Annotated in this window: 26 protein-coding genes; 11 read left to right on the forward strand and 15 right to left on the reverse strand. The window is 45.5% G+C overall.

The window, feature by feature from the left end; all coding sequences use genetic code 11:
• Nucleotides 1–237: 237 nt before the first annotated feature.
• From K9J17_07315 to K9J17_07335, 5 genes are all read right to left on the reverse strand, one after another.
• Complete coding sequence (locus K9J17_07315) at nucleotides 238–912, reverse strand: hypothetical protein (protein ID MCF8276527.1); 675 nt, start codon at nucleotides 910–912, stop codon at nucleotides 238–240.
• Nucleotides 913–1,069: 157 nt separating this feature from the next.
• On the reverse strand, nucleotides 1,070–1,822 hold the full coding sequence (locus K9J17_07320; protein MCF8276528.1) for a hypothetical protein: 753 nt from the start codon (nucleotides 1,820–1,822) through the stop codon (nucleotides 1,070–1,072).
• A complete protein-coding gene (locus tag K9J17_07325) occupies nucleotides 1,822–2,808 on the reverse strand; it encodes a DNA cytosine methyltransferase (protein MCF8276529.1) in 987 nt (328 codons plus the stop codon). Before K9J17_07325 ends, K9J17_07320 begins: the two co-directional genes overlap by 1 nt.
• Before the next feature lie 194 nt (nucleotides 2,809–3,002).
• A complete protein-coding gene (locus tag K9J17_07330) occupies nucleotides 3,003–3,611 on the reverse strand; it encodes a hypothetical protein (protein MCF8276530.1) in 609 nt (202 codons plus the stop codon).
• 379 nt (nucleotides 3,612–3,990) lie between these two features.
• The gene (locus K9J17_07335; protein ID MCF8276531.1) at nucleotides 3,991–4,689 is read right to left on the reverse strand and encodes a fibronectin type III domain-containing protein; all 699 of its coding nucleotides are present in this window, start codon (nucleotides 4,687–4,689) and stop codon (nucleotides 3,991–3,993) included.
• A gap of 114 nt (nucleotides 4,690–4,803) precedes the next feature.
• On the opposite strand from K9J17_07335, the gene K9J17_07340 reads away from it, so the two are divergent.
• Nucleotides 4,804–5,073: a hypothetical protein gene (locus tag K9J17_07340; protein ID MCF8276532.1), complete on the forward strand. Its 270-nt coding sequence runs from the start codon at nucleotides 4,804–4,806 to the stop codon at nucleotides 5,071–5,073.
• Between the two features lie 105 nt (nucleotides 5,074–5,178).
• Here the strand turns inward: K9J17_07340 and K9J17_07345 are convergent, their stop codons facing one another.
• Nucleotides 5,179–5,538: a hypothetical protein gene (locus tag K9J17_07345; GenBank protein MCF8276533.1), complete on the reverse strand. Its 360-nt coding sequence runs from the start codon at nucleotides 5,536–5,538 to the stop codon at nucleotides 5,179–5,181.
• Nucleotides 5,539–5,748: 210 nt separating this feature from the next.
• Entirely contained in the window at nucleotides 5,749–6,516 is a 768-nt protein-coding gene (locus K9J17_07350; GenBank protein ID MCF8276534.1) for a T9SS type A sorting domain-containing protein, read from the reverse strand.
• Nucleotides 6,517–6,932: 416 nt separating this feature from the next.
• On the opposite strand from K9J17_07350, the gene K9J17_07355 reads away from it, so the two are divergent.
• Nucleotides 6,933–8,177: an S-adenosylmethionine:tRNA ribosyltransferase-isomerase gene (locus tag K9J17_07355; GenBank protein ID MCF8276535.1), complete on the forward strand. Its 1,245-nt coding sequence runs from the start codon at nucleotides 6,933–6,935 to the stop codon at nucleotides 8,175–8,177.
• A gap of 93 nt (nucleotides 8,178–8,270) precedes the next feature.
• Here the strand turns inward: K9J17_07355 and rimK are convergent, their stop codons facing one another.
• Complete coding sequence (rimK, locus tag K9J17_07360; GenBank protein ID MCF8276536.1) at nucleotides 8,271–9,143, reverse strand: 30S ribosomal protein S6--L-glutamate ligase; 873 nt, start codon at nucleotides 9,141–9,143, stop codon at nucleotides 8,271–8,273.
• A 210-nt stretch (nucleotides 9,144–9,353) separates the two neighbouring features.
• Between rimK and K9J17_07365 the strand changes: the two genes are divergently transcribed.
• Nucleotides 9,354–10,517: an acyl-CoA dehydrogenase family protein gene (locus tag K9J17_07365; protein ID MCF8276537.1), complete on the forward strand. Its 1,164-nt coding sequence runs from the start codon at nucleotides 9,354–9,356 to the stop codon at nucleotides 10,515–10,517.
• Between the two features lie 30 nt (nucleotides 10,518–10,547).
• Here the strand turns inward: K9J17_07365 and K9J17_07370 are convergent, their stop codons facing one another.
• From K9J17_07370 to tpx, 6 genes are all read right to left on the reverse strand, one after another.
• The gene (locus K9J17_07370; GenBank protein ID MCF8276538.1) at nucleotides 10,548–12,341 is read right to left on the reverse strand and encodes a glycoside hydrolase family 55 protein; all 1,794 of its coding nucleotides are present in this window, start codon (nucleotides 12,339–12,341) and stop codon (nucleotides 10,548–10,550) included.
• Complete coding sequence (locus tag K9J17_07375; protein MCF8276539.1) at nucleotides 12,329–12,844, reverse strand: DUF456 domain-containing protein; 516 nt, start codon at nucleotides 12,842–12,844, stop codon at nucleotides 12,329–12,331. The genes K9J17_07370 and K9J17_07375 overlap by 13 nt, the downstream gene beginning before the upstream one ends.
• 1 nt (nucleotide 12,845) lies before the next feature.
• Nucleotides 12,846–13,028 carry a PspC domain-containing protein gene (locus K9J17_07380; GenBank protein MCF8276540.1) on the reverse strand — a complete coding sequence of 61 codons (183 nt, stop codon included), beginning with the start codon at nucleotides 13,026–13,028 and terminating at the stop codon, nucleotides 12,846–12,848.
• Nucleotides 13,029–13,040: 12 nt separating this feature from the next.
• The gene (locus K9J17_07385) at nucleotides 13,041–13,424 is read right to left on the reverse strand and encodes a DUF3127 domain-containing protein (protein MCF8276541.1); all 384 of its coding nucleotides are present in this window, start codon (nucleotides 13,422–13,424) and stop codon (nucleotides 13,041–13,043) included.
• Nucleotides 13,425–13,495: 71 nt separating this feature from the next.
• Nucleotides 13,496–14,557 (reverse strand): mechanosensitive ion channel family protein, encoded by a 1,062-nt coding sequence (locus K9J17_07390; GenBank protein ID MCF8276542.1) that lies wholly within the window; start codon nucleotides 14,555–14,557, stop codon nucleotides 13,496–13,498.
• Nucleotides 14,554–15,075: a thiol peroxidase gene (tpx, locus tag K9J17_07395; GenBank protein MCF8276543.1), complete on the reverse strand. Its 522-nt coding sequence runs from the start codon at nucleotides 15,073–15,075 to the stop codon at nucleotides 14,554–14,556. The genes K9J17_07390 and tpx overlap by 4 nt, the downstream gene beginning before the upstream one ends.
• Before the next feature lie 82 nt (nucleotides 15,076–15,157).
• On the opposite strand from tpx, the gene K9J17_07400 reads away from it, so the two are divergent.
• Entirely contained in the window at nucleotides 15,158–15,670 is a 513-nt protein-coding gene (locus tag K9J17_07400; GenBank protein ID MCF8276544.1) for a hypothetical protein, read from the forward strand.
• Between the two features lies 1 nt (nucleotide 15,671).
• Nucleotides 15,672–16,679 carry a hypothetical protein gene (locus K9J17_07405; protein ID MCF8276545.1) on the forward strand — a complete coding sequence of 336 codons (1,008 nt, stop codon included), beginning with the start codon at nucleotides 15,672–15,674 and terminating at the stop codon, nucleotides 16,677–16,679.
• Here the strand turns inward: K9J17_07405 and K9J17_07410 are convergent.
• Nucleotides 16,622–17,284: a hypothetical protein gene (locus K9J17_07410; protein ID MCF8276546.1), complete on the reverse strand. Its 663-nt coding sequence runs from the start codon at nucleotides 17,282–17,284 to the stop codon at nucleotides 16,622–16,624. The genes K9J17_07405 and K9J17_07410 overlap by 58 nt on opposite strands.
• A gap of 84 nt (nucleotides 17,285–17,368) precedes the next feature.
• Here K9J17_07410 and K9J17_07415 point away from each other — a divergent pair, with 84 nt between their 5' ends.
• The 6 genes from K9J17_07415 to K9J17_07440 all read left to right on the forward strand — a co-directional run bounded on the left by K9J17_07415 (nucleotide 17,369) and on the right by K9J17_07440 (nucleotide 25,933).
• Nucleotides 17,369–18,385 (forward strand): phosphotransferase, encoded by a 1,017-nt coding sequence (locus K9J17_07415; protein ID MCF8276547.1) that lies wholly within the window; start codon nucleotides 17,369–17,371, stop codon nucleotides 18,383–18,385.
• Nucleotides 18,382–19,344, forward strand: coding sequence for a nucleoside hydrolase (locus K9J17_07420; protein MCF8276548.1), 963 nt, complete (start codon nucleotides 18,382–18,384; stop codon nucleotides 19,342–19,344). The genes K9J17_07415 and K9J17_07420 overlap by 4 nt, the downstream gene beginning before the upstream one ends.
• Nucleotides 19,345–19,366: 22 nt before the next feature.
• On the forward strand, nucleotides 19,367–21,958 hold the full coding sequence (locus K9J17_07425) for a DUF5686 and carboxypeptidase regulatory-like domain-containing protein (protein ID MCF8276549.1): 2,592 nt from the start codon (nucleotides 19,367–19,369) through the stop codon (nucleotides 21,956–21,958).
• A 93-nt stretch (nucleotides 21,959–22,051) separates the two neighbouring features.
• A complete protein-coding gene (locus K9J17_07430) occupies nucleotides 22,052–24,526 on the forward strand; it encodes a choice-of-anchor L domain-containing protein (protein MCF8276550.1) in 2,475 nt (824 codons plus the stop codon).
• A gap of 6 nt (nucleotides 24,527–24,532) precedes the next feature.
• A complete protein-coding gene (locus K9J17_07435; protein MCF8276551.1) occupies nucleotides 24,533–25,252 on the forward strand; it encodes a DUF4197 domain-containing protein in 720 nt (239 codons plus the stop codon).
• A gap of 18 nt (nucleotides 25,253–25,270) precedes the next feature.
• The gene (locus tag K9J17_07440; GenBank protein ID MCF8276552.1) at nucleotides 25,271–25,933 is read left to right on the forward strand and encodes a DUF4412 domain-containing protein; all 663 of its coding nucleotides are present in this window, start codon (nucleotides 25,271–25,273) and stop codon (nucleotides 25,931–25,933) included.
• Nucleotides 25,934–26,030 lie beyond the last annotated feature (97 nt).

Here is a 26,030-nt window from a genome sequence, read left to right on the forward strand (position 1 = left end):
ATTTCCGTAAGATTCGGCTACAAACCACCTTGAACTTTCATTTTCAAAGTGGTTTGCCGTCTGAGCAAACAGAAAAAATGGGCAAACGATGCAAATTAGAGTTAAGGTTTGTTTCATGCTCTTTAGTATTAACCACAACGTTTTACAGCTATGAAAAATAGGGTTTTAGCTGCTTCGCCCTGTCCCACAGGACAGGAGCGGACAGATAAACCCGAACCCTGCGTAACTGATGAGACCCTATTTTGCATAGATGGTGTTGGGGTTAGTTTTGTTTCTTTCCAAAATTCGATAATTCAAGAATTTGCCGCTGTCGTCAACTGTCGGAATGAGGATTGAGTCAGACTTTATAAGCCACTTTTCGTTCTCAAATATTTCCCCATACATAAACTCAGTATTGTATTGTATTTCCAGTTTATCGAATTCCCTGTCACGAGAAATGTCGGTTATCCAAAACTGTCTGATGCCAATGTGGTGCAACCGTACAGCTATCAAATCATTTCTGTTGACGATAAGGTTTCCAGTTGCATCTGGTGTGATTGTTTCGGATTTAAAACCAAGATTAACTTCTGAGAACGCTCCAACATTGAATTTTTCACCTGAGGGATCAAGAGTAGTGAAAATGAGTTTCACCGAATCTTTGAACTCAGTTTCATTTGGTGTTTTGGTATATACTAATTCATATAGCTGGTGATTTGTATTCAGAATCAATGTGTCGTTGATTATTTCCCATTGTCCGTGAGTGTCAATGTTTCCTGAAATGTTGTACGGGTCCGAATAAAGGAACGTACCGTCCTTCTTTAGATTGATATATTCACAGCCTTCTCGATCTGGTGTGTCCCAGCAAATTGAGTACAACCCGTCAAGTCGTGGTTGACACGAGCACAAAGCTGTCAGCAAAAGAATTAGTGTCAATCGAAGCGCCATCAAAATTAACCCCAACGGGTACTGCTATGAAAAACAGGGTTTAGGCAGCTTCGACCTTTCACCCGAAAGTGAGTTTGAAGAAACTGGCGAGACTGCGTAACCCACGTTCACCCTGTTTTTGATAGCAATTGTTGGGGGCAGTTTTTTATTCTCTTTTTTCAATGGTCACCCATGTCTTGTCAAAGCCGATAGCAGACAAAATCTTGTCCTTGTCCAGAGTTTTCGGTTGTTTGAGTTTCAGAATGAGGCTACTTGACGGGACTTCTTCGATAATTGTGAATTGCGAACCATGTGGTTGCCAAACGAACCGCTTGTTGTCTGTTCCTTTGTCAAACCCTTCAAGATTTCCATTTTTATTCCAAATGAAATCAAATATTTCAGGGTCGTATCGAACCGTATCAAACTCGAAAACTGCTACTTGAGTTAAGTCGTCTGACTTTACAAGAACCACGGTTCGTAAGTGTTTGAACTTCGCACGGATGGACGAAACTCTTTCATTCCAAATTTCGAGAACTTGCCCGCCAACTTCATTAGGGTCAGCGGAAGTGTCGATTGTTCCACCGTAAGAATAGACAATGGAGTTTCGTCCTGAAATAAGGCGAACTTTCTTCAAGTTCCTAAAGTCTTTAACTCCTGATTTCACGGTTTTGGCACCCCACGCGGTGTTGCCAAGAACAACATCGTCAAGTCCTACGTTCGATGGTTTCCAATCTGCACCGATACAATGAGCGAAAATTTCTTCCCATTCAGAACCTTCCAAAACACCTTTTCCTTTTGAGGCTAACAAATAGACGATTTCCCGACCAAGTATATATGGAAATTCAGAACTGAATTCGTTCAGAGGGTAAGGAGGTTGAGACTTGTTTACAGTTCTCAACTTAGGCGAATTTTTTGCCATTAGCTTGGATTGTATTTTAAATCATACTCTCTCAAAACTGCCGTTTGGTCAAGTGAAACTGAAACGTAGGGTAATAGCTTTTGAACAACTGCTTTAATCATGTTAACTGGAACAGCATTGCCTGCCTGTCGCTTTGCCTGTCCATCACTTACTATGATTTTATAGCTGTCAGGAAAGCCTTGAAGCCTGAACATTTCCCTTGGTGTTAACCTACGCTCACCATTTACAAGAAGATAATTGTACGAGGCTCCAGCACGTAAAGCACAAGAAAACGGATAGGAACAAATGTTACCCGATTTGTTTTCGTGCCAAATGGATGGGTAAAAGGAGGACTTATGACTTTCTTCTCTTTTGGCACGAATGTATTCCGAAGCATAGTGTTTCTTGTCCACCTTGTCCTCAAGTACTTCCGACAATGGTTTGTACGGACGAACCGGGTCAGGATATGTGAACATTATAGGCTCTTTGTGGCCGACAATCACAATTCTTTCCCGTTTTTGAGGTAAACCATAATCAAGCGCGTTCAGAACGCTGTACTGAACATGATAGCCAAGGTCTTTAAGTGATTTCAAAATAACTTTTAGCGTATTGCCTCCGTCATGTCCCACCAATTGCTTCACGTTTTCGAGTATAAAGGCTTTCGGTTGCTTTTCCTCTAATATGCGTGCAATGTCAAAGAACAGAGTACCTCGCGTGTCGTCAAGCCCTTTCATTTGTCCAATGATGCTGAATGGCTGACATGGAAAACCTGCGAATAAAATGTCGTGGTCAGGAATGTCTTTTTCGTCAATCTGCGTTATGTCACCATGAGGCCGTTCGCCAAAATTGGCTTCGTAACTGTCCTGTGCATACTTGTCAATGTCTGATGAAAAAACGCAGTTGGCGTAGATGTCAACTTCCTGACATGCGTCTTCAAACGCGACCCTAAAACCGCCAATTCCACAGAAGAGGTCGATAAAACGGATTTGTTCTCTTGTGTCGTACATGTTTCAAATTTAACGTTGTCAAGCAATTAAAGAAAGACAGGCTGTCGAGTTTCTGCTAACATTTCAAGTTGGATAAAATTGCCCCCAACGGTTTCCGCTAAAGATAATGCGTTAGAAACTGCCGTCCTTTCGCCATGCGCAGACAACGCAGAACGAAACTGAGACTGACTGACGTACGGTCGCACGCATTAGGTTTAGTGGTTGTTGTGGTGTCGTTGTTTTCTTTTATAAATCCATCCTACGACAATTAGTCCAAGTAAACCTAAAAGGACAAAAGTCTTGTCAAATTGTGTTTCCTTTTCCGTTTCGTGTTCAATTACTCGGAAATTAGCTTCCGTTCCGAGAGTGTCACGAAGCATTTGCTCAAAACTTGTCAGGCTGATTTTAGTTGTCTGACGAAGATGTCTAAATTCTGAGCTTTCAGGATTTATGGTGTCGCCTTTGATTGCCAAGTCGAATTCACCACAGTTTGACAACCAAAGGTCTTTCCAGTCAGTTCTCATAATTTGAACCATATACTTTTCGCCAACTTCAAACTGCGAGACATATGGAGCACAATAATGTCCATCGTCTCCACGAAGCCGTACAGTATCGTTTTCAAGTTCGCCTTTGTAAATCTTCAAGACCTTTGCAATTAGAATTTCATCTCTTTCACGGTCTAACTTTTCGTGTCCAAGTACCTCAAATTGAAATATGATTGCAGTTTCATTTGAGAGCTTCAGAAAGTCACCGCCCCAGCCACAGTCGCAACCGACTGCTGTCAGGTTCAGAAAAAGTGTCAAGAGGAGAATTAGATACCTCATTTGTTTTCAGTCAACGGCCAACGTTTCAGGTAGCTTTCACAATGCACCACAACAATTGGCTAAAGGTAATAAAATTACCTATAGCCAGATTTGTCGTTACCTGTTTCAATTGTTTGTATTTCAATGCCTTAAATATAGTAATAAGGTAACAACTGCCAACGGTTTTGTGCAACAAAAAAAGCCCCGCCATTGTAGCGGGGCTTTGTCTTGTGCTTTTTGTTCTGCCACATTACCCTTCGGCTCCGCTCTGGGTACGCTCCTTCGGCTCCGCTCTGGGTACGGGGGTAGGCTGAGCGCAGCCGAAGCCTACAGCAGCCGAAGCCTACCGAGCAATGCAGCCGAAGCCTGCGGCAGCCGTAGCCTACAGGGCAGGCGCATCCTAACCACACATTAAGCTGGCAGGTGTGCTAAGTGATCCTACACCCTGCGCATTAACCACATAGAAAGCAAAATAGTAGGTTACACCAGGGGTAAGCCCACTGAATTCTTTTCTGCGGTTCATATTCAGATCGATGATGCTACCAAGGAGCACTTGTGCGGGCGCATCGTCTGTTTCGTTTACCAGCACACGGAACTGACCATATTTATCGATGTACATACTGGTGGGGAGCGGAGCGCCCATGGTAACGATGCAGCCGTAGTAGATACCCACGTTCTGGTTATCGCATTCGGCCCGTAGCACACCTGTAGAGCCCCTCGTGATGGTTACGCCTGTAGCTTGGCCTGGCTTGGGGACTTTACTGTTGCTGGCTTTTGTGGGCACAAACCCTGATAGTAGGATGATGTTCTCATCTTCTGATGCTACCGAATCGACATATTCTGCCAAGCTATCGAGCGTTGACAGAAGTTTTTCCAACGCGGCCTGGTATGGGCCTATCTGCGCGTTTCCTCCCTGCTTGTAAGCATAGCGTTTATTGAGATAGTCGCTGAGAATGGACTGATAGGCTGCTTGATCCAGCGGGGGTGTGTCGAACTCGGTGGCATTGCCATAAATGCCATCGCGTACACCTCCGGCAAAATCTCCAAAACTGCCTATTGGCATGCGATGATAGGCTAAACTGCATCTGATCTTTTTCATGTTTCTGTTTTTTAAGGGTTCATATGATGATTATTGATTTTTAGATAAAGCAAGCGGGGTGTAGGCCGTGCGGCATGGCTTCAAGGCCTTATCGTGTGTGCAGATCGCATTAACATGTGCGCGGATCAGATCAACATGTATGCGGATCGGATCAACATGTATGCGGATCGGATCAACATGTATGCGGATCGGATCAACATGTATGCGGATCGCATCAACAAGGATGCGGATCTGATCAACATGGATGCAGATCACATCAACAAGGATGCGGATCGGATCAACATGGATGCAGATCGCATTAACAAGGATGCGGATCGGATCAACATGTACGCGAAAGGCATTTACCGATCTGTTGATGGTGTTTGCAAGGATGTTGTAGGATAATTGCATACCACAAATTTGCTTGCACCCGCGGCAGGTCCGCTACGGGTTATTCCAGATGGTAGGCTGTGTATTCCAGCTGGTCGCTTTGTCTTTCAGAAGGCAGTTTTACCAACTGAGCAGGTGCTTCATAAAGCCTACAAGGGCCTTGCGTGCCACCACCAGTTTTATGTCAATCGGAGCGTTTGTACGCAAATTGCGGTCGGCATCAATGCTTTGATAGAAGCGTGTATTGAAGATCACTCCTTCAAATATTGGATAGAAATGAGGGTCGTCTATCTCTTCTTTGAATTTAGAAAGATTGTAGCCCGATGAGAAGACCTGTACCTGAGGCCCGTTGCGATGTTGCCATTCGTAAACGTATCGTTTGCCCGAAATGGAAATGATGCAGATGATGTGTTTGATGCGACAACGGATGCATTGACCATCCTGTCGTAAAAGGATGTATTTCTGTGTTCGTTTGACCATGAGGGGATGGTTTCATGGGGTTTAAGTACACTAAGTTACTTATTGGATTGTTTACATGCAAGGAAAAAGTGACGGTTGCTTGTTGAAGGTGACGCAAAGGATCGGTGCTGCTAATGGTAGCTGCTACCGAGAACGATTGATACTTGTTTTACTGTTTTACCAGTTTTTGGCTACTAAGACCATGGGCTGTTTCAATGACTGATCAGGTACTCAATACTTCATTATCTGCTTGGTCAAAGGCGTATCGTCAAGCAAAACCGTGACGATATAAACGCCATCTTTCAAATGGCTTATGTCCACCGATTGATCACTGGAAAGCAATGAACCTGAAAGAACCTTCTTTCCGAGCATGTCACTTACAAAGAACTGTCCGGTGTTGGTCTGTTCTTGGCTGATAATGATCTGATTGCTTGACGGATTGGGGTAGATGCTGAAGCCAGGTATTTCCGGGTTTTCAATATCAAGGATTATGTTGACCGAACAATTGTCGTAGAACGGGTTGTTCCAATACAGGATTTCGTTCACATGGGTACAGACCAGGTTTAAACTATCGGGCATCTCTTCACTGAAAGCTTCTGGATGCAGCGGGAAAAGTGGTCCGTGCACACTTCCAATTCCTTCAATCCACTTTTCGTCCATCAGGAAGAACCCGAAAATGGGTTCGTCAAATGATAGTCTTTTGTACATCTCACCATTGATGGAAATACTGTCGATGGCCACTACATGTATGTATGCTTCATTCTGACCCCAAAAGTTGTAAAGAACGCTGTCTCCAAGTTCCATGTTGAAATTGTATAGCGTGTCTATGGCGCTTGTTGTATTCCGATAGAAAACGTAGCCGTTTTCTTGGCGTAACAGACCATGGTATGCCAAGTTGGTGGTAAATGTAGAATCGGGTGACGCGTATGTTTTGAACCATTGTTCGCCCTGAACGGTCGTGTCGCCCATAAACCCGTAGACCGTTGTTGTGGTTTCCACAAAAGATGGGTTTTGTTGGTTGCCGTGTGGGTATGTATCTGCCACAGACCATCTTGAACTTTCGTTTTCGAAGTGGTTTACCATTTGGGCAGACAGAAAAAAAGGACAGATGATGCAAACTAGAACGAAGGTTGATCTCATACTTACGGTCTTGAATTCAAGGTTTTACTGCTCTGAAATTAGGGTTTTCGCTGCTTTCCTTCTAAATAGACCTTCAAGGGTTTCAAAATAGCGGTGTCCAAAATGCGATTTCTTAGCGTTTCCCAGTTCAACTCACCCCCGTCCCGACCTGTCGGGACACCCCCTCTCTTCAAAAGAGAGGGGGCAGTTCAGCTAGCTGAACGGGGGAGAGTTATAGATCAGAAACGTTCTTTTCTTTTGTGCGCTGAAAAGGAGTACTGCATTACGCCATCCGAATGAACGACAGACCATCCAACGCACATCCATCTGCACTGGCCATCAGCGATTATAGCTACCAGTTGCCAGATGCACGCATTGCCAAGTATCCGCTCAGCCAGCGAGCTACCAGCAAGCTGCTTGTTTATCGTGATGGCGAAATCACGGAGCAGGTCTTCAAAGACCTGCCCAGCATGCTGCAGGCCAACGATTGCCTGGTGTTCAACGATACGCGCGTCATCCATGCACGCATTCACTTTCAACGCGAAACAGGTGCGCAAATAGAGATCCTTTGCCTGGAACCCATGGAGCCAGCAGAGGTTTCGGAAGCCTTTGCCAATAGGAAAAGCACGGTTTGGAAAGCCATGGTAGGCAATGGCAAACGCTGGAAAACGGGAGAGTTGCTCAGCAGAAGGATTGCAAGCACAACGGGTGATTATCAGCTGCGTGTAGAACTATGCGGAAAAGAGACAGACGCCTATGTTGTTCGCTTTTCGTGGGATGCGGAGCTCAGCTTTGCGGAGGTCTTGGATGATGTGGGCATACTGCCGCTTCCACCGTATCTCAACCGCGATACGGAAATGGAAGACGAAGAACGCTACCAAACGGTGTATGCGCAGGCCGATGGCTCTGTGGCGGCACCTACGGCTGGGCTTCATTTTACCAAAGAAGTGTTTGATGAACTGAAAGAGAAGGGCGTGCAATCGCTGTTTGTTACGCTGCATGTGGGTGCCGGAACCTTCAAGCCTGTCAAGTCAGACACTATGCATGGCCACGAGATGCACAAGGAGCGCATACTTGTTTCGGTAACTACCATCGAAAAGATGCGTGCTGCGGCTGCAGATAATCGCATCATTGCCGTAGGAACCACCTCCTTGCGCACCATCGAAAGCATCTATTGGTTTGGGGTTAAGCTGCTGGCCGGACACAAGATGGAAGCCTTTTCGGTAGGGCAGTGGGACCCTTACGAACTGGCCGATGAAACGGTGGAGGTTTCCGAAGCATTGGATGCCGTGCTACTATGGCTTCGCAAGAACGAACTGAATTACTTGAACGGCTACACGCAAGTGCTCATTGCTCCAGGTTATCGCATACGGATGGCCGATGCGCTCATCACGAATTTCCACCAACCGCAAAGCACCTTATTGTTGCTGGTAGCTGCTCTTATCGGTCCAGATTGGAGACGTGTGTACGACCATGCCCTTCAGCACGATTTCCGTTTTCTAAGCTTTGGCGATAGTTCCATTCTCTTCCGAAACGGGTAGTACTCTTCGACTCCGCTCAGGGTACGGGTGTAGGCTGAGCGCAGTCGAAGCCTACAGGGCCGGAGCCGAAGCCTACAGCGCAGAGAAGTTTGTCTAAACGTTCCGTTCGATGTAGCGGATAATGGCGCCAGCAATGTTCTTGTTTGTAGCGCCTTCAATGCCTTCCAGCCCAGGAGATGAGTTCACTTCCATGATCATCGGGCCCGATTTGGATTGAAGCATGTCTACACCTGCAATGCCCAGTCCAAGCACCTTGGCGGCTTTCAGAGCGGCATTTTCTTCATCTTCGCTCAATTGATGAACCGTGGCTGTTCCACCTCGGTGCAAATTGGAGCGGAATTCACCTTCTTTTCCTTGACGTTTCATGGCACCTACCACTACGCCATCTACCACAAATGCGCGGATATCGGCACCACCTGCCTCTTTAATGAACTGTTGCACGATCACACGGGCCTGAAGTCCGTTAAAGGCCTCCAACACCGATTCGGCCGCCTGTTGTGTTTCGGCCAAAACCACACCCACGCCTTGGGTTCCTTCCAATAGTTTGATCACACAGGGAGCACCGCCCACCTGCTTTATCAGTTCAGAAACATCTTTGGAATAATTGGTAAAGGCCGTTTTAGGCAGCCCAAGACCAGCTCTTGAAAGGATCTGCAAGCTGCGGAGTTTATCGCGCGAGCGAACTAAGGCCTGCGATTCGATGGCCGAAAAGACCTTCATCATCTCAAATTGGCGCACCACGGCTGTTCCGTAAAACGTGATGGAAGCACCGATACGCGGAATGATGGCGTCAATGTCGGTCAATTCCTCGCCCTTGTACATGATGTGCGGACGCTTTTTCTCAATGATGATGTCGCACTTGGAGTGGTCGACTACCAGCATTTGATGGCCGCGTTGTTCGCCAGCTTCCACCAATCGGTTGGTAGAATAGAGTTTAGCGTTTCTAGATAGAATGGCAATTTTCATGAACAGAAAGTATGAAGGGGCTCAGAAATGAATGGCGAATGACCTTAGCGGATAATGCTCTAAATGGACGATTGTTGTCTTACAGGTTATGGCTCGAAAGCCCATACGCCAAGGCCGAAGTTTTTGTTTCGGGGGTACAAGAATACGAGCAAGTTTCAAAATAACGATATGGAATGTAGATTTGCCCATCTAATAAGAACAAAATAGACCATGACCGAATTCATTGAGCGCCCGTTATTCACCGAGGAACACGATATGTTCCGCCATTCCGTAAGAGACTTTATTGCACAAGAGATCGTGCCGCACAATGCCGAGTGGGAAAAGAACCACATGGTCAGTCGCGAAAGCTGGAGGAAAATAGGAGAGAACGGCTTCCTGTGTATGCAAGCACCAGAAGCCTATGGCGGTCTTGGAATCGAGGATTTCCGCTACAATGCCATCTTCTCAGAAGAGTTGAGCAGGGCAGGAGTAGCTGGTCCGGCAGTGGGTTACCCACTACACAGCGATATCGTATTGCCATACATCCTCGATTTCGGTTCGGAGGAAATGAAAGCGAAATGGTGTCCGAAAATGATCAGTGGCGAGGCCATTGGCGCCATTGCCATGACAGAGCCTGCGGCCGGTAGCGACCTCCAAGGAATGAAATGCACCGCAGAGGATAAAGGCGATCATTACTTGGTGAATGGCTCTAAGACTTTCATCACCAACGGTTATCTGTGCGATGTGGCGGTTACGGCCGTTAAGACGGATCCAAGCATGGGTGCCAAAGGCATCAGCATGCTGTTGATGGAAGCCACCATGGAAGGTTTTACCAAAGGCGAACCATTTCACAAGATAGGTTTGCATGCGCAAGATACCTGCGAGCTTTTCTTCGATAACGTAAAAGTGCCGAAAGAGAACTTGATCGGGAAAGAAGGCGAAGGTTTCAAATACCTGATGACCGAATTGGCGCAGGAGCGTTTGGTAGTAGGAATTGGTGCCATTGGTGCAGCAGAAGGAATTTTCTGGAAAACTGTTAAGTATGTCAATGAGCGGAATGCTTTCGGTCAGGCCATTTCACGTTTCCAGAACACGCGTTTCAAAATGGCCGAAATGGCCACAGAGATCACCAAGGCACGTGCCTTTCTCGATGCTTGCATTGCCTTGCACAACGAAGGAAAATTGGATGCATCCATGGCCAGCATGGTCAAACTGACCTGCACAGAAGTGCAATGCCAAGTGGCCGATGAGTGTCTGCAATTGCATGGCGGCTACGGCTACATCTGGGAATACGATGTGGCGCGTGCTTGGGCAGATGCCCGCGTGCAACGCATCTATGCAGGCACCAACGAGATCATGAAAGAACTGATTGCCCGTAAAGTGCTAGGCAAATAGTCAACAATAGTTTTAAGGAATAATGACCGGTCAGCGCAACACCTTCAGGGTGCTTGCGCTGCCGTTTTTTCCGATCACTTGAACGATCACGGGTTCTTGGCTTATTTCTTCAAGTAGAAGAACACCAATGCTGCTCACTGAGTGGTGAAGTAATTTTCCGTCCATCGAATAGATGTTCACCGAAGCGGGTAGGAGCGAAGGGTCCATTCTAAGTTCGTTTCCGTAGAGTTTTACCCGAGCTTCTGGACTCTTTACAGGCGATGAAACTTCGGTCACCAATTCGCCACTGCAACTTACCGGACTTCCGTTCTCAAAACGTATCTGTGCTTGCAGCAGTTTGTCGTTCATATCAAGTGGATAACCGACCATTGGTAGGGTTTCTGCGCTCAGAAAATCAGGTAGTTCGCTTTCGTTCAAATACAGCGAATTCACACTCAGGTTGGAAGTGCTGGCAGGCGTGACCGTTCCGTAAACGTTATTCCCATAAGAATAATGGCCATTTCCGTTCAGCGCAAAAAGCCCAAGCGGAAAACCGGTATTCGTTATCTCGTTGCCAACCACATTCATGGAATCTGTAGGCGTGCTAGAGTCGGAAAAGAACCCATAAAGTTCTGCGCGGTTTCTGAAGAAAGTGTTGAAAGGACCATTCTTGGCATGCGAAGCATCTACCACGATGTTCTGAACCGTGTTCCCTTCAAACAAGTTGAGGTAAGTGTAATTTCCATGAAGCACGGCATCTCCAGATGCATTGGTCGGGAAGCTAGATTCATTCCAGTACGCATCGTAAGAGTAGTTGTAGCCGAAAACATTGCCGTTTGCTCCGCTTTGTATCAGCATGGAATGTCTTAGATGTTCAAATGCATTGTTCTGTCCCAAGCAGAAGCTACTCGCAACCTGAAATACCAGTCCATAGCCTTGTCCACCACCACCATAGGCAAAGGCACGGTGAAAATAGCAGCCTTCTACCTGAACATGAGCCGAAGAATTGATCTCTAAATGGGCAAAATTGCTGTTCGCGCTTTGCACATTGCGAATGGCACAATTGAAAGCGTATCCCATGTAAATGTTGCTTGTTTGTCCAACCGAAGCATCTTCCCTCACAATCTTCAAGCATTCAATACCTGCGTCTCGTCTTGGTGCGAGTTTCTTCAAGAATGGGTTTCGGGCAATCGGGTAATGATGGTTCAGCGGGTCTGCCAAGGTCAGCGTGTTGCCATTCACTTCGGTAACCTCAGCCACTTGTCCTAAGCTGCCATGTGCCCACGATGAGAACATGTAATCTTCGTCAAACTGATATAAACGCACAACATCTCCTGCGGTAATGGTACTGGCATCTGTCAATTCCAGCGTGTAGCTTCCTTTGATGGCGTTTGCTGCAAGTGTCATCTCAGTCGGGTAAATAGAGCCGTTCATCACGATCAGGTTTCCACTGCCACCTAGGTCAAAACGAAGTATGCTTTCTGCCGATTCGCCTTTCATGAATACACCATCTGGGACAGCAATGGCCGCATCGAAAAAATATTCGCCTTGCGGAAAATAGACGGTTCCAGCACCTCCGTTCAGACTAGCCAATGCAGCTGTGTATGCAGAATTGCAACTGGAATTGCCTGTGTTGTCGGCACCAAAGTCCAATACATTCACTTGGTTGGTTGGCGCATGCAAATCGGTGGTCAGACCAGCATTTTCCCAAGCTGTGATACGTTCCGCATCAAATACTTGTGCATTCGAATTCAGAATTGAAAACAGTGAGAAAAATGCTAGCACAACGCCAAGCGAAATACTTGCAGCTTTGGGCTTGAAACTTGTAGCTCTTAAGAAAACCATTGCGTAAATAATTGACCGATGGCACCACCTGCTTTAATGGTGAACAAGGTCAATACGCCAATGGAGTAAATAAGTTTTATGGAAGTACCGACAATGAATCCCAGCAGCGAACCTATGCCGCTGTTCAAGGCTTTGGTAAAGGTTCCGCCTGCAATCAGGTCGCCTATGATTGTGCCAAGCAATGGGCCCAAAATGATGCCAACGGGTGGAAAGAAGAACAGGCCGACCACAATGCCGATCATGCCTCCCCAAACGCCTTCTTTCGAAGAACCGAATTTCTTGGCGCCAAGCACGGGCACAACATAATCCAACGCAGTGACAAGCGCCATCAGAAGCCCCGTGACCACGAGCGTGGTACTGCTTACTTCGTGTTCTGGAAGAAGAAAGAAAAGAAACAGCGATAGCCAACTAAGAAGCGGCCCTGGAAGTGCGGGAACAATACATCCCAGAATTCCCAGTCCGTTCAGAAGCAATCCGACAATGAGGACTGCAACTTCTGGCATCTTAGTATGCTTTTGGCATGATCAGCGCGAGGATGATATACAAGAGTATTCCGCCTCCGGCAAAAAAGAACATCAGTACAAAAGCCAAGCGCACAATGGTTGGGTCAAGATCCATGTATTCGCCAATTCCGGCACATACACCAAGGATCTTACCTTGTTTTCGTTCGAGTTTTCTATCGCTCATGTTTTCTATGTTTTAGAATGGAAGGTCGTCTTCTCCAATATCGTCAATACTTGTAGGCGCAGGACCAGATGAAGCCATTGGCATGTCGGCCATTGGATCAAGCGGAGCTGGAATGTTTGAACCTTCAGCCTGTCCGACCTCTACTTTCCAAGCTTGGAGATTGACAAAGTACTTTCCGTTATACTCGTTTCCACGTAGGTTGAAACTGACTTTGATCGTATCGTTTTCTTTGAACTTATCAATCACAGACGTTTTGTCTTTGATGAGTTCAAACTTGATGTCCTGTGGATATTGCTCTTCGGTTGTAAGAACAAACTCTCTTTTGGTGAATCCGCTACTGAAAGATTGCTCTTCCATTTTCACTTTCAACTTTCCTGTTACTTCGTATGATGCCATTGGATAAAAATATTTTGGACAAAAATAACCCCGAAGAATCGGGGCTAAAATTTTTGACCAGTAAGTTTTAACTATTTCTCCACGGTGGCGTGGATCGTTTGGGTAGGGAAGGCAAATTCGATACCTGCCGCATTGAATCGTTTCAAGATATCCAGGTTAATTCCCGAATTGACGGCAAATACATCTTGCCCCTTTTTGATGTAATACACAAACTTGACGTTGAGCGAAAAGTCTCCGAACGAATCGAACAGCGTCAGCACTTTTTCCTCCAACGCATCAGGCCGTTCTGCGTGAATGCTTTTGAGAATGTCCAACGCTTCCTGAATGCGATCGTGCGAAGTGTCGTAGGTCAATCCGAGTACAATGATCACCCGTCTGCTTGGTTCGGCAGAAACATTCTCAATGGCCGATTCAGCAAAAACCTTGTTCGGAATAGTGACCAATCGGCCTTCGAAGGTGCGGATGCGCGTACTTCTGATACCAACTTCTTCAATGATCCCTTCGTAGGAATTGATCTTGATCCAATCGTTGATGGTAAAAGGTTGATCCACAAAAATGGTGATGCCTCCGAATAGGTTGGCAACGGTATCCTGCGCAGCAAGTGCCAGCGCCAAACCACCTATTCCCAATCCTGCAATCAGCGCACCTACATCGTAGCCTGCGTTGTTCAGACCAACAATGATCGCCATGATCCACACCGCAGCATGGATCCCTTTTTTCAGGATAGGCAGAAGCTGATCATCAAGGTCGCTTTCAGAAGCTTCAACAATAGGCACGATGTATTCCTGGATCAGCGCATCCAACACGCGGTTTACCAACCAGGCAATATTGAAGATGATGAGCAGGTAATAGATCCGATTCACCCACACATGCGCCACATCGGGCAAATGCAACGAATCGAAACCGTACCAAATACCTAGAATGGCAATGGCAAAGGCAATCGGCTCTTCCACCATATCAATGATGATGTCATCAAGATTGGTCTTGGTACGGGCGGTTAGCCGTTTTACCACATTGGAAAAGAGCCAGAAAACAAGTTTTCCGAGCACCACACTGCCCAAAATAATGGCCAGCGCAAGCATCCATTCTCCTACTGTATTCCAGTAGAATTCCTTTTGGAGGAAATCGGTCATTTCAGTTTGGCCAATGCAGCAAGCGCCTTATCGTAGTTTGGTTCGTAGGTAATGTCTTCAACCAATTCCACGTAGTGTATCTTATTCTTTGTGTCGAGCACAAAAACGGCACGCGCCAAAAGCATTTTCAATGGGCTGTTCACCATTTCCAAGTTGTATTCATTCGCAAAATCTGAATAACGGAAATCAGAAACGGCTCTCACGTTCTCAATGCCTTCTGCTCCGCAAAAACGCTTAAGTGCAAATGGTAGGTCTTTCGATACCGAAATACAGATCACGTTTTCCAACTTACTTACAGCCTCGTTGAATTTCTTGGTTTCCAAGGCACAAATGCCTGTGTCAATACTTGGCAACGAAATGATGATCTTGTTCAGGCCTTCGAAATCGTAAAGGCTTTTTTCGTTCATGTCTGCCTGTACAAATGTGAAGTCAGGTGCAATTTCACCAACTTCAGGAATGTATCCTTTCAGCAATACTGGGCTTCCTTTCAGTTTTACTGTTTCTTTTCCTTCGCTCATAGATATAGTTTTGATGGAGCGCGAAATTAGAAATTTGATATAAACTGCTTGGACGTATATTCGCAACCGTAACCAGGAAATAATGAAGTTTTTAAAGGCCTTTGTGGCCGTTCTTCTTTTAGTAATCGCCACTTTATTCCTTATCGGTTTTTTTGTGCCTGAAGTGGACGGAGAGCTGGAAACACGGATTGAACGCCCAGTAATTCAGGTATTCGCAGGAATGATGAGTGTGCAGAACGCGCCCGATTGGGTGGTTGGGCTTGAGAGAATAGAGCGCACCAGCGGATTTTTGGCCATGCCCGGAAGTACCTTCACCTTGTACTATACAGGAACAGAAACGGAAGTGACCTACACGCTCGAGATCATTGAAGTGATTCCAATGGAATCTGTGAAATTCAAGTTGTATAACGAGATGTTGGAGTTTGAAATAACGATCAGATTTGAGGCAGATGGGCTTGACACGATTGTCAGGTCATACGTTCAGATGAAAGGAAAAGATCAACTTTCGCGGTCGTTTTTGCCGTTGCTCAAGTCGTCTATAATGGACGTAGGGAAAGATAATTTCGAGGCATTCAAACAACTTCAAGAACAATAGTTTGAAAGTCCTTTATGTCGGCTCTGGAGCTGTAAATCTTTGTTTGGCCGGCTGGATGCATTCCGGAACAATATCAACCACATTTCTTGTTCGTACGGCTAGTAATGACCTTATTCGGACAGGAGCGTTCCAATGTCGCCTTCCAGGTGACCATAATACTCGCGTATACAAGTGTTTGGCCACGGCCACACTAGAAAACCTTGAGCGGCCCGACCTGGTAGTAATAGGCGTTAAGAGCTACTCGCTTACTGAAGTGCTTGATAAGTTGGAAGCTGCCTTCGGAAAGGACATTCCTGTCATGTCTGTGTTGAATGGCGTGAGACATGTGGAGGAAATATCCCGAAAATTCGACAATGCCATTTTTGCAACCATCGCATTCAACGCCTTCCGAATTTCAGAAATTTCTGCAGAAGCCGTTGGTGGCAGCATTGCTTTGTCTACCACATCGGCAGATACAACGACTATGGATGAGGTTCATGAGATATTGAAGCGGAAGATCAGCGTGACGATGGCTGATAATCCTTATGATGCAGCTCATTGCAAGTTGGTAATGAACCTAGGCAATGCCTTGCTTTCCATGGTTGGGTTCCACGATCATAGAAATAGAGAATTGGATGTGTTGCAAAAGATTACCGCCACTGTTCTGTGGGAAGGTGTTCAGGTCATCCGAAAAAATGGAACGAAAGAAGTGCGCATTTCGGGTATGCCTACGTGGCCGCTTATCTGGATGAGCAAAAAACTTCCAACATTTATTGTTCTTCCCATCTTTGAAAAGAAGATGCAAGCTTCATCCATCAACAGCATGGCGCAGGATCTGCAAAAAGGTTCCGACCACACAGAGGTTGAAGATATCAACGGCTACTTGGTGCAGTTGGCAGATAAGTTGGGAGTTGAAATTCCGTACAATCGAGCGCTGTACGAGCTATTCAAGCAATGGGTCCGATCAGGAGCTCAACCAATCAAACCTTCAGTACTTCTCTCCCACATCAATTCCTTTTCCAAGCGGTAAAGCAGGTGGTCGGTCAGAACGGCCAAACCCTTATCGAACGTAATATTATTGGTGATGATGATATGAGAATCATCTCGATAAGGCTTCAGGAATTTCTTGTACGAAGGCATCACGTGATGTTCCCACTGATAACGGACCACACTTTCCGGATACCCGCGCTCTTCATGGTCGCGTTTTATCCTACGTTGCAATTTTATGTCTTCGCGCACATCCAAATACAATCGTAGGTCTAGTGCGTGCCGCACATCTGGGTAGTGGAAAACAAAAAGCCCTTCCACCACCAGAATAGGTGCTGGTTCAACGGTAATTGTATTGCCGGCACTCTCAGAATTGTTGAACGTGTACTCTGGGAACGAAATGGCTTCGCCACCCAGCAGTTTCTTAACGTCAGCGAAAAAGGCATCCTTGTCTATAGAAGTTGGAAGGTCATAATTCACTTCCCCATTCTCATCTCGTTGTTGCTGATCTTGAGGTTTGTAGTAATTGTCTTGAGAAATGATGCTGATGCTTCCTTTGGGAAGAGCAGCATGGAGTTTTTTTAAAAACGAGGTTTTGCCAGAAGCGCTTCCACCTGCAATACCAACCACATAATGCTTCCTACTCATGGAGTGCAAATATATCCTTTCAGCTTACTGCCGACATAAAAACTGATGCGACCGTGTATCTTGCCGCCAAATACATAATCATTAATGCCAACTGCATTTTCTCCGGATTTTCTGCTTGAGGTGAATGACCCGAACGGTCTGAGTGCCTATCTGCGGAATAATGATCACTTGCTGGAGGGTGAGCGATTGGAACATTTGGAAGTGGCAGGCGAAGGAAATATGAATGTGGTGCTGCGGGCCACAACCGATCAGCGTTCCATCATTCTGAAGCAATCTCGCCCTTGGGTTCACAAATATCCAAGTATCAAAGCACCCGTGAATCGGATTGCCACAGAATTCGAGTTTTATCGCACGGTACGGGAAAATGCCATCATCCGAAAGTATATTCCTGAAGTTCTGTGCTATGATGAACGCAATTTCATTCTATGCTTGGAAGATTTTGGTCCGGCCAGCGATTTCTCATTCATTTACAGGAAAGGAGCTTTGCTGGATAAACGCCACATGGCTGATATGTCTAAAGTGGTTTCTGAGTTGCATTTCGGATTCAAGGACTTTCCAAAGAATCCACGTATTTCCAATGATGAGCTTCGTAAACTCAATCATGCACACATTTTTGATCTACCGCTGAACCCGAACAATGGATTCGATCTGGATGGAGTTGTTCCAGGGCTTCAGCATGCAACCGAAAAGTTCAGGAATGATGCAGGTCTTCAAAAGAAGGCAAAGGAACTGGGCGAGGTGTATCTCTCAAACAACGGAACGCGACTTTTGCACGGAGATTATTATCCGGGAAGTTGGTTGAATACGGCCAACGGATTCAGAATGATCGATCCCGAATTCAGCTTTGTCGGTCCGCCCGAATTTGAGTTGGGCGTAGCTATTGCTCATTTGAAATTGGCAGATCAGCCCGACAGTTTGATCAAAGACCTATTTGTCTATTATCATTTCGATGGTCGATTTGACGGAACGCTGCTCACCAAGTTTGCTGGTATGGAAATGATGAGAAGATTGATCGGTCTGGCACAATTGCCATTGGAACTTGACCTGAAAGAACGCTTGGAAATGCTGGATGAGGCCTACGAAAATGTGATGAACGGATGAGAACGTTCTACCTTTCTATTGTTTGTCTGATTCCTTTTTTCGGCTTTGCCCAAAAGCAACGGGTTTGGATAGATACCGACATCATGATCGGGAAATTCAGACGTGATGTGGATGACGGATTGGCATTGATCCTAGCACTTCGCGATACCAACCTTCAAATAGAAGGAATCAGCTTTGTGCATGGCGTAGATTATGCCGAAAAGGTGACAGGCAAATTGCTCAACTGGTATGCTGCTGATCGGAACATTCCAATGTTCAAAGGTTCAGATGACAGTACTGGATTTGGAAAGGAAACCGATGCCGTAAAAGCAATGATCGCTGCGCTGGATAAAGGCCCGATGGCCATTTTGGCACTTGGCCCAATGACCAATGTTGGAACCGTTCTCAAACTTCGGCCTGATCTGCACAAAAACATCACGGCCATTTCGTATTGCGGTGGACGCAGACCGGGAATGCTGTTTAGTCCAGGTTCAGGAAAAGTGCGATTCTCCGATTACAATTTCGACCTCGACCCAAGATCATCAGCTGTTTTGCTCGAAACAAAAGTTCCGGTGCTTTTGGCCGGTTACGATTGCTCGGACAGTCTCTTTCTGAGTCGAGAAGATTTCATTCACTTGAAGAAAAGTGACAACAAAGGCGACCGATGGTTGTACCAACAACTGAAGGAATGGGAAAACCTTTGGAGCATGTTTTTAGGTTCAAAACGCGGATTTATTCCGTTCGATTGCTCAACGGTTGGCGCGCTCTTTTATGCGAATGAGTTTCATACAGATGCCAGCATTCCAGCATTCATTAAAGAGGATGTAAACGATTCGAAACATACGGTTTCAACTGCAACCAAACTGTACCTTTTAGTGGATGAGAATGGCGAAGGCAAATCGGTATCGTATTGCGATCTAACCAAGGTAGCGTTTAAAAATCGTTTGCTTAAAGCCGTGAACCATCCTTCGTATCGCTAGCAAGTTTATCTTTAGCAGCACCTTGGAGCTCTTAAAAACCAGTTTTCTCGCACTTCTATTTGCACTCTTCGCTGGCGCGGCCATTGCCGGATCGGTAGACGGTAAAGTGACTGATGAAGACGGTGGGGCTGTTCCTTTTGTAACGGTTTACATCGAAGGAACGACCATTGGCACAACTACAAACTCGGAGGGCAATTTTCACCTTGATCTGAAAGACGGTTTTCACACCATTGTGTTCAGGTACGTTGGCTATAAAACCGAGATCAGAGGCGTTACCGTATCGGGTAAAACCGACCTGAATGTTGTGTTGAATCGAGTGGTTTTTCAGTTGGGAGAAGCACAGGTTGATGGCAACGAGGATCCAGCATATCGCATCATGCGTTTGGCGCGTTCGCGAAGGAAGTTCTATCAGCAGCAGGTGCGCGAATATTCGTGCAAAGTGTATGTGAAAGGCGTCAATTCGGTCAAGAATCTCCCGAAACGCATCTTAGGCCAATCCTTGGATATCAGCGGTTTGGACGAAACCAGAAGCGGTATTGTTTATCTCTCCGAAAGTTTGAGCGAGTACCATTTTAAGGCACCAGATAAGACAAAGGAGCGTGTCATTGCCTCAAAAGTGAGTGGAAATTCGCAAGGCTTTACCTGGAACAATGCCACGAGTCTCAATTTCAACTTTTACGATCGAACCTACAATCTGCAAGGTCTGAGCGACCGCGACCTGGTTTCACCGCTTTCGCCTTCGGCAAACATGTATTACCGCTACGTTTATCGCGGTTTTTACGTGGAGGATTCCATCATTGTGAACAAGATAGAACTCATCCCAAAGGTGAAGGGCGTTCCACTTTTTAACGGCTATATTTTTATTCAAGAAAACACCTGGCGAATTCATGGTGCGGAACTTTTCATGACCTCGGAAGCAGGAATCGATTTCGTTGACACCATTCGGATGAAGGTCGATTTCATTCCGCTGTCCAAAGACCTTTGGATGAAGGGGAATTTGAGTTTCGATTTTGCCTTCAATGTCAAACTTTTCAAGGTGAAAGGTTGGGGTACTTTCAGTTCGGTATTCTCCGATTACAGTATCCGGGAATATGCACGCGATACAACGCTGATTGCCCGCTACGCTAAGATCGAAGAACCGACTGAGGAAGAAGAAGGAAGTGACGAGGTGATCAAAGGTCAGGCGGTGGCAAGTATTGGCGATAGTGCCACAGTTTTCGATTTTGATAGTTGGAAAAACGGTCCTATGCTGAAGGTAGAATCTGAGGCTAACGAGAAGGACGAAGCATTTTGGGAACAGATACGCACCGTTCCGCTCACAGAACTGGAACGCAAGGATTATCAGCGGAAGGATAGTATCGAGGTAGTGAAGGAATCCAAAGTTTACAAGGATTCCATCGATGATAAAAACAACAAGTTCGCTTTGAGGAATCTACTTTACGGCTATAAGTATCAGAATAGCACAAAGAATTATTCAATCGATTTTCAGTCGCCTTTCACAGCGGTTCATTACAATACGGTAGAAGGCTATTTGATTGATTATAAGGTCGAGTTTTCCACCTTGAACAAGGATAAGGGAAGCAATCTCTCGGTTGCGTGGAACAACCGCTATGGGTTCTATTCCAATCGCTATTATTCCAAAGCGCGCATCTTTTATCGCTTTAACAGAATGAATCGTATGTCCATACGCGCAGAAGGCGGACGTTACGTAGAGCAATTCAACCAAGGAGCGGTTGGCGATGCGATCAATTCGTTGTATTCCGTGCTTTTGGAAGAAAATTACATGAAGCTTCAGGAACATTCGTACGCTGATGTTGCCTGGGGAGTGGAAGCATTCAATGGATTCCGATTGAATGTGAGTGGCTATTATGGTCAGAGAAGAACGCTGAACAATGCCACCAATTTGGATGGAACCTATGTGGATTACAAGACCAAGTATTTTTCTTTGAACGAACCAGGGAATGAAAGCAATGGTTTCAACGACCCGGTTTTTGGCGATAATAATGCAATCGTTATCGGTTTGGGTTTCGTCTATCAACCTGGCATGAAATACATGGAGCGGCCCAATGGTAAGATCAACCTCGGAACGATATGGCCAGAATTCACCTTCCGCTACGAAAAAGGATTGGGAGGTTTTGGAAAGTTGGATGCTGATTTCGACCTCCTGAAATTGAAAATTACCGATGAACATTCCTTCGGGCTGGTCGGTCGTTTTGAATGGGAAGCAAATGCTGGATGGTTTGCCAACAATAACTTTGTTCCATTCATGAACTGGCAACATTTCAATACATCACAGGTGCATGTGATGTCCAGCGGACTTGGGCGATTTATGGCCTTGCCGTACTACGCTGCAAGCACAAATAAGTATTTCGTTCAGGCGCATATTGAGCACCATTTCAATGGTTTTATCATGAATAAGATCCCGTTGATCAAGAAGTTGAAATGGCAAGTGGTAGGCGGTGTTCATTATCTCTATGAACCAACGTATGGCAATTATTGGGAAGTGACCGCTGGAATAGAGAATATCTTCAAGATCATCCGTGTAGATTTTGTCGCTCCGTTCCGAGAAAGCAACGTTCAGAATTTTGCTTTCCGTTTTCAACTCGGCTTTTGACCGTTGGAGGACAAGTTCAGTGTATTCAGATGTAGGTTAACATAGTCACAGATAGTATAAAGCGTACTTTAGCGAATTGTAAAAACAACAAGGATGAAATATTTTTTAGGAATAATTATGCTGGTTTTGATGGGGCTGACTGCTGGGACAGCAAGCGCGCAATTGGTGGTTGATAATACATTGACGCCAACTCAGATGGTGGAAGATATTTTATTGGGGCCAGGAGTTACTGCCTCAAATATTTCGTTTACGGGTGTTGGTGGACAAAGTGGTTATTTCAATGGGGTGAATTCTAACATTGGAATCAGTGAAGGAGTGATTTTGTCAAGTGGTAATGTTACCACCGCCATTGGACCAAATAATGATCCTGGAGCGGGAAATGACGTTGGGCCTATCGGACCAAGTGGAGATTCTGATCTTGACTTGTTAAGCGGAGTTAACACGTTTGACGCTGCCATTTTAGAATTTGATTTTGTTCCTACAGGCGATTCAATCGATTTCAGTTACGTGTTTGGTTCTGAGGAATACAACGAGTACGTGTGCGGAACAGTGAATGATGTGTTCGGATTTTTCCTAAGTGGTCCTGGGTTTGCGGGGCCTTATACGAATGGTGCTGTAAACATAGCGTTGGTTCCAGGTACGAATACACCTGTTTCTATCAACACGGTTAATAATGGTACAGCAGGCTTTAGCGGTACGGCTGCAACATGTGCTGCGTTGGATCCGAACTGGACCAGCTACAATGTTTATTTCAATGATAATGCAGGCGGAACATCTGTTCAATACGATGGTTTTACGGTAGTTCTCAAAGCGAAAGCAGCAGTTCAATGTGGCGAAACATATCACATTAAGCTGGCCATTGCTGATGGTGGTGATGGTATTTTTGATTCTGGCGTTTTCCTTGAAGCCAGGAGTTTCAGGTCAAATATTGTGGAGGTGGCTATCGAAACCGCTTCAGGAAGTGTGGAAGAAGGCGGTGGTTGGATTGTTGAAAACTGTACGCCAGCGGTCATAAACTTTACCCGACCAGCAGAAAATGCTGATACGCTCTTGGCTGTTCCGATCTTCACAAGTGGTTCAGCCATAAACGGTGTGGATTATTCAGGTGTACCAGACACGGTTTTCTTTGCAGTTGGCGATACGTCAATTTCAGTTGAGATTCAAGCACTGCAAGATGGTTTGACCGAAGTTGGTGATAGCATAGTCATTACAGTTTATACCATCAGCCTTTGTGGTGATACGATTATTTCAACAGGTACAATTCAGATTTATGATCTGGGACCTGCCTTCCCAGCCTTTGCGCCTGACGATTTTGTTTGGTGCTCTGCAGACTCGGCTATGCTGGATGCGAGTGCTTTAATGGGAAATCCAGGCTACACATATCAATGGAGCAACGGAGCAATTGGGGAATCAATTTGGGTGAATCCTAACTCAGATACAACCTTCATTGTACAGGCTACAGATGCGTGCGGAACTCTATCATTGCCAGATACGGTCAATATTGATTATGTGGTGATGTCATTGCAATTAAGTAATGATGTAACACTTTCTTGTCCTGGGGATAATGCAGTCCTTACCGCCATTGCAACTGGAGGTGTGCCATCATATAGCTACGCATGGAGTTCAGGTCAATCGAGCACAACGATAACCGTTCAACCTACTCAAACCACCGATTACGTCATTTCAGTGACAGACAATTGTCCAGCAGGTTCAACTGTAAGAGACACCATTACGGTAACGGTTCTTCCATACACACCAGTTTCTGTAAGCGTACAAGACACGTCAGTTCTATGTCCTGGAGATTTGGTTTCAATTTCGGCTGATGTTGCGAATGGAACTTCGCCATTTGATTTTAGTTGGAGTGATGGAACTTCCGGTTCGAGCACTACAACAAACCCAAATACAACTATTGAACTCATACTTACGGTAACTGATAACTGTGGTTCAGTTGCCACAGATACGGCAACCGTCTCTGTACCAGTATACAATCCATTAACAGCTACAATATTGAACTCAGACCTATTGCTATCAGATACCGTAACGGTCTGCGAATTGTGGTCAGACACACTGGCAAGTGCTGTTTCAGGTGGATTGGCACCGTACAGTTACAATTGGAGCGGCACGCTTATTGAAAGCTCGCTCACAAACGATTCTGCCGTGGTGAGTGTACCGTATGAACTTTCTCCAGATTCAGCCATCATCGGGCTTTATACACTGACCGTTGTGGACCAATGCATGGAAGAGGTGATGGCAGAAGTAGTAGTAGAAGGAATAAGCTGCGACATCATTCAACCAGGAATTTTTAACCCGAATTCAACATTTGTTGGGGCAACAGATATCTGCGGAAACGCTCCGCAGAATAACGTTTTCAACCTTCCTTGCTTGGAGTTGTATCCTGGAAACACCATGACAATTTGGGACCGTTGGGGAAGAAAATGCTACAAAACGGATGAGTATCATTTGAATCCATGGGATGGTGGCAATAAATCAGAGGGAACATATTTTTATGTTTGTGAATTGCCAAATGGCAAAGAGCCTGTGAAGGGATACTTTCAAATTGTAAGATAAAACCACATGTTAAAACGAGCCTTTGTACCATTCGCATTGATTTTCACCCTTGGTTTAGGGCTAACTTCTTGCGATACCATCTCAAGTGTAATCGATGGCTTGTTGAGCGATGGAGATGCCACCGAAGGACTGAAGGAGGCCCTGAGAGTTGGAACAGATACTTCCATCACGAAAGGAAGTGCCGTTGACGGTTATTTCGCCAATCAAGCCATCAAGATTCTTTTGCCACAGGAAGCGCAAACCATCGTTACTGTGATCAATCAGGTTCCAGGTGTTGGACCTGCATTGGTAGATGAAGTGGTGTTGAAACTAAACCGTGCAGCCGAAAATGCAGCACCGCAAGCCAAGGACATTCTTTTAGATGCCATCTTAAATATTACTATCACCGATGCCATTGCCATTGTGAATGGGGAGAATGATGCGGCAACACAATTTCTGAGAAACGGTACTGAAACTCAAATTGCAGGTCTGTTTAAACCGCATATTGAAACTTCATTGGAAACAGTTGGTGCGCAAACCGCTTGGGGAACACTTACCTCAAATTACAATACGGTTGCACCAATTTTAGGTCAACCACAAGTGAACACAGATCTTGCAGATTATACCACAAACAAAGCTTTGGATGGTCTTTTTCATCTAGTTGCCGAAGAAGAAGGCAAGATCAGAGAGGATCCTTTGCATCGCGTGAGCGAAATTTTACAACAAGTATTCGGAACGAATCAATAAACAATCAGATAACAAAAAATGAAACAATTAGTAGTAGCATGTTTGGCCATCGCCATTGCGTTTCCAACCCTAGCGCAGAAGAAGTTTGAAGGGACAATCGTGTATGGTCTTGAATACAAGGACCTGCCAGCAGAAATGGCACCAATGGCAGCTATGCTTCCAGATGAAATGACCACTCAGATCAAAGGTGATAAAACACGTTTGGAGCAGTCGTTGGGAATGGGAATGAGTCAGATAACCATCACCGATATGAAGAAAGAATCAGGAGTTCTTCTGATGAACATGATGGGAAAGAAAATGGCTGTTGAAATGTCGAAAGACGACCTGAAGGAGATGGACAAGAAGAAGGCAGATAAAAAGCCCGAATTCAAATACGTGGATGGAACGAAAAAAATTGCTGGTTACGATTGCAAAAAAGCATTGGTAGTTGTTGAAGGTGCAGGCGAAATGGAGATCTATTACACAGAAGATCTTCCTGCTGGCGCTAGCAAACAATACGAAGGTTTGAAAGGCTTTCCATTGGAATACACCATCGATAGTGGTCAGTTCAAGATGAAAATGACAGCAAAAACCGTGAAGCAAGAAACACTTGGAGCAGATCTTTTTAACATTCCTGATGGATATGATAAAATGACCTTCGAAGAATTCAAGACATCTATGGGTGGAATGATGGGCGGATAGTCTGCACCAACAAAAATTGAAAAGGCACTCTCCGGAGTGCTTTTTTGTACCCGCTATTTTGTGCATCAACGAATTAGGAATAAAGCGCACCTTTGTA

Source organism: Flavobacteriales bacterium (genome assembly GCA_021739695.1).
Classification (GTDB): domain Bacteria; phylum Bacteroidota; class Bacteroidia; order UBA10329; family UBA10329; genus UBA10329.

Excerpts from the sequence above, each read along its gene's own strand:
- K9J17_07335 (MCF8276531.1), bottom strand. The coding sequence starts at position 4,689 with ATGAAAAAGATCAGATGCAGTTTAGCCTATCATCGCATGCCAATAGGC.
- K9J17_07325 (MCF8276529.1), bottom strand. The coding sequence starts at position 2,808 with ATGTACGACACAAGAGAACAAATCCGTTTTATCGACCTCTTCTGTGGA.
- K9J17_07400 (MCF8276544.1), top strand. The coding sequence starts at position 15,158 with ATGAAGTTTTTAAAGGCCTTTGTGGCCGTTCTTCTTTTAGTAATCGCC.
- K9J17_07435 (MCF8276551.1), top strand. The coding sequence starts at position 24,533 with ATGTTAAAACGAGCCTTTGTACCATTCGCATTGATTTTCACCCTTGGT.
- K9J17_07420 (MCF8276548.1), top strand. The coding sequence starts at position 18,382 with ATGAGAACGTTCTACCTTTCTATTGTTTGTCTGATTCCTTTTTTCGGC.
- tpx (MCF8276543.1), bottom strand. The coding sequence starts at position 15,075 with ATGAGCGAAGGAAAAGAAACAGTAAAACTGAAAGGAAGCCCAGTATTG.
- K9J17_07375 (MCF8276539.1), bottom strand. The coding sequence starts at position 12,844 with ATGCCAGAAGTTGCAGTCCTCATTGTCGGATTGCTTCTGAACGGACTG.
- rimK (MCF8276536.1), bottom strand. The coding sequence starts at position 9,143 with ATGAAAATTGCCATTCTATCTAGAAACGCTAAACTCTATTCTACCAAC.
- K9J17_07340 (MCF8276532.1), top strand. The coding sequence starts at position 4,804 with ATGTGCGCGGATCAGATCAACATGTATGCGGATCGGATCAACATGTAT.
- K9J17_07355 (MCF8276535.1), top strand. The coding sequence starts at position 6,933 with ATGAACGACAGACCATCCAACGCACATCCATCTGCACTGGCCATCAGC.
- K9J17_07380 (MCF8276540.1), bottom strand. The coding sequence starts at position 13,028 with ATGAGCGATAGAAAACTCGAACGAAAACAAGGTAAGATCCTTGGTGTA.
- K9J17_07410 (MCF8276546.1), bottom strand. The coding sequence starts at position 17,284 with ATGAGTAGGAAGCATTATGTGGTTGGTATTGCAGGTGGAAGCGCTTCT.
- K9J17_07370 (MCF8276538.1), bottom strand. The coding sequence starts at position 12,341 with ATGGTTTTCTTAAGAGCTACAAGTTTCAAGCCCAAAGCTGCAAGTATT.
- K9J17_07390 (MCF8276542.1), bottom strand. The coding sequence starts at position 14,557 with ATGACCGATTTCCTCCAAAAGGAATTCTACTGGAATACAGTAGGAGAA.
- K9J17_07440 (MCF8276552.1), top strand. The coding sequence starts at position 25,271 with ATGAAACAATTAGTAGTAGCATGTTTGGCCATCGCCATTGCGTTTCCA.
- K9J17_07415 (MCF8276547.1), top strand. The coding sequence starts at position 17,369 with ATGCCAACTGCATTTTCTCCGGATTTTCTGCTTGAGGTGAATGACCCG.
- K9J17_07345 (MCF8276533.1), bottom strand. The coding sequence starts at position 5,538 with ATGGTCAAACGAACACAGAAATACATCCTTTTACGACAGGATGGTCAA.
- K9J17_07320 (MCF8276528.1), bottom strand. The coding sequence starts at position 1,822 with ATGGCAAAAAATTCGCCTAAGTTGAGAACTGTAAACAAGTCTCAACCT.
- K9J17_07365 (MCF8276537.1), top strand. The coding sequence starts at position 9,354 with ATGACCGAATTCATTGAGCGCCCGTTATTCACCGAGGAACACGATATG.
- K9J17_07385 (MCF8276541.1), bottom strand. The coding sequence starts at position 13,424 with ATGGCATCATACGAAGTAACAGGAAAGTTGAAAGTGAAAATGGAAGAG.
- K9J17_07430 (MCF8276550.1), top strand. The coding sequence starts at position 22,052 with ATGAAATATTTTTTAGGAATAATTATGCTGGTTTTGATGGGGCTGACT.
- K9J17_07330 (MCF8276530.1), bottom strand. The coding sequence starts at position 3,611 with ATGAGGTATCTAATTCTCCTCTTGACACTTTTTCTGAACCTGACAGCA.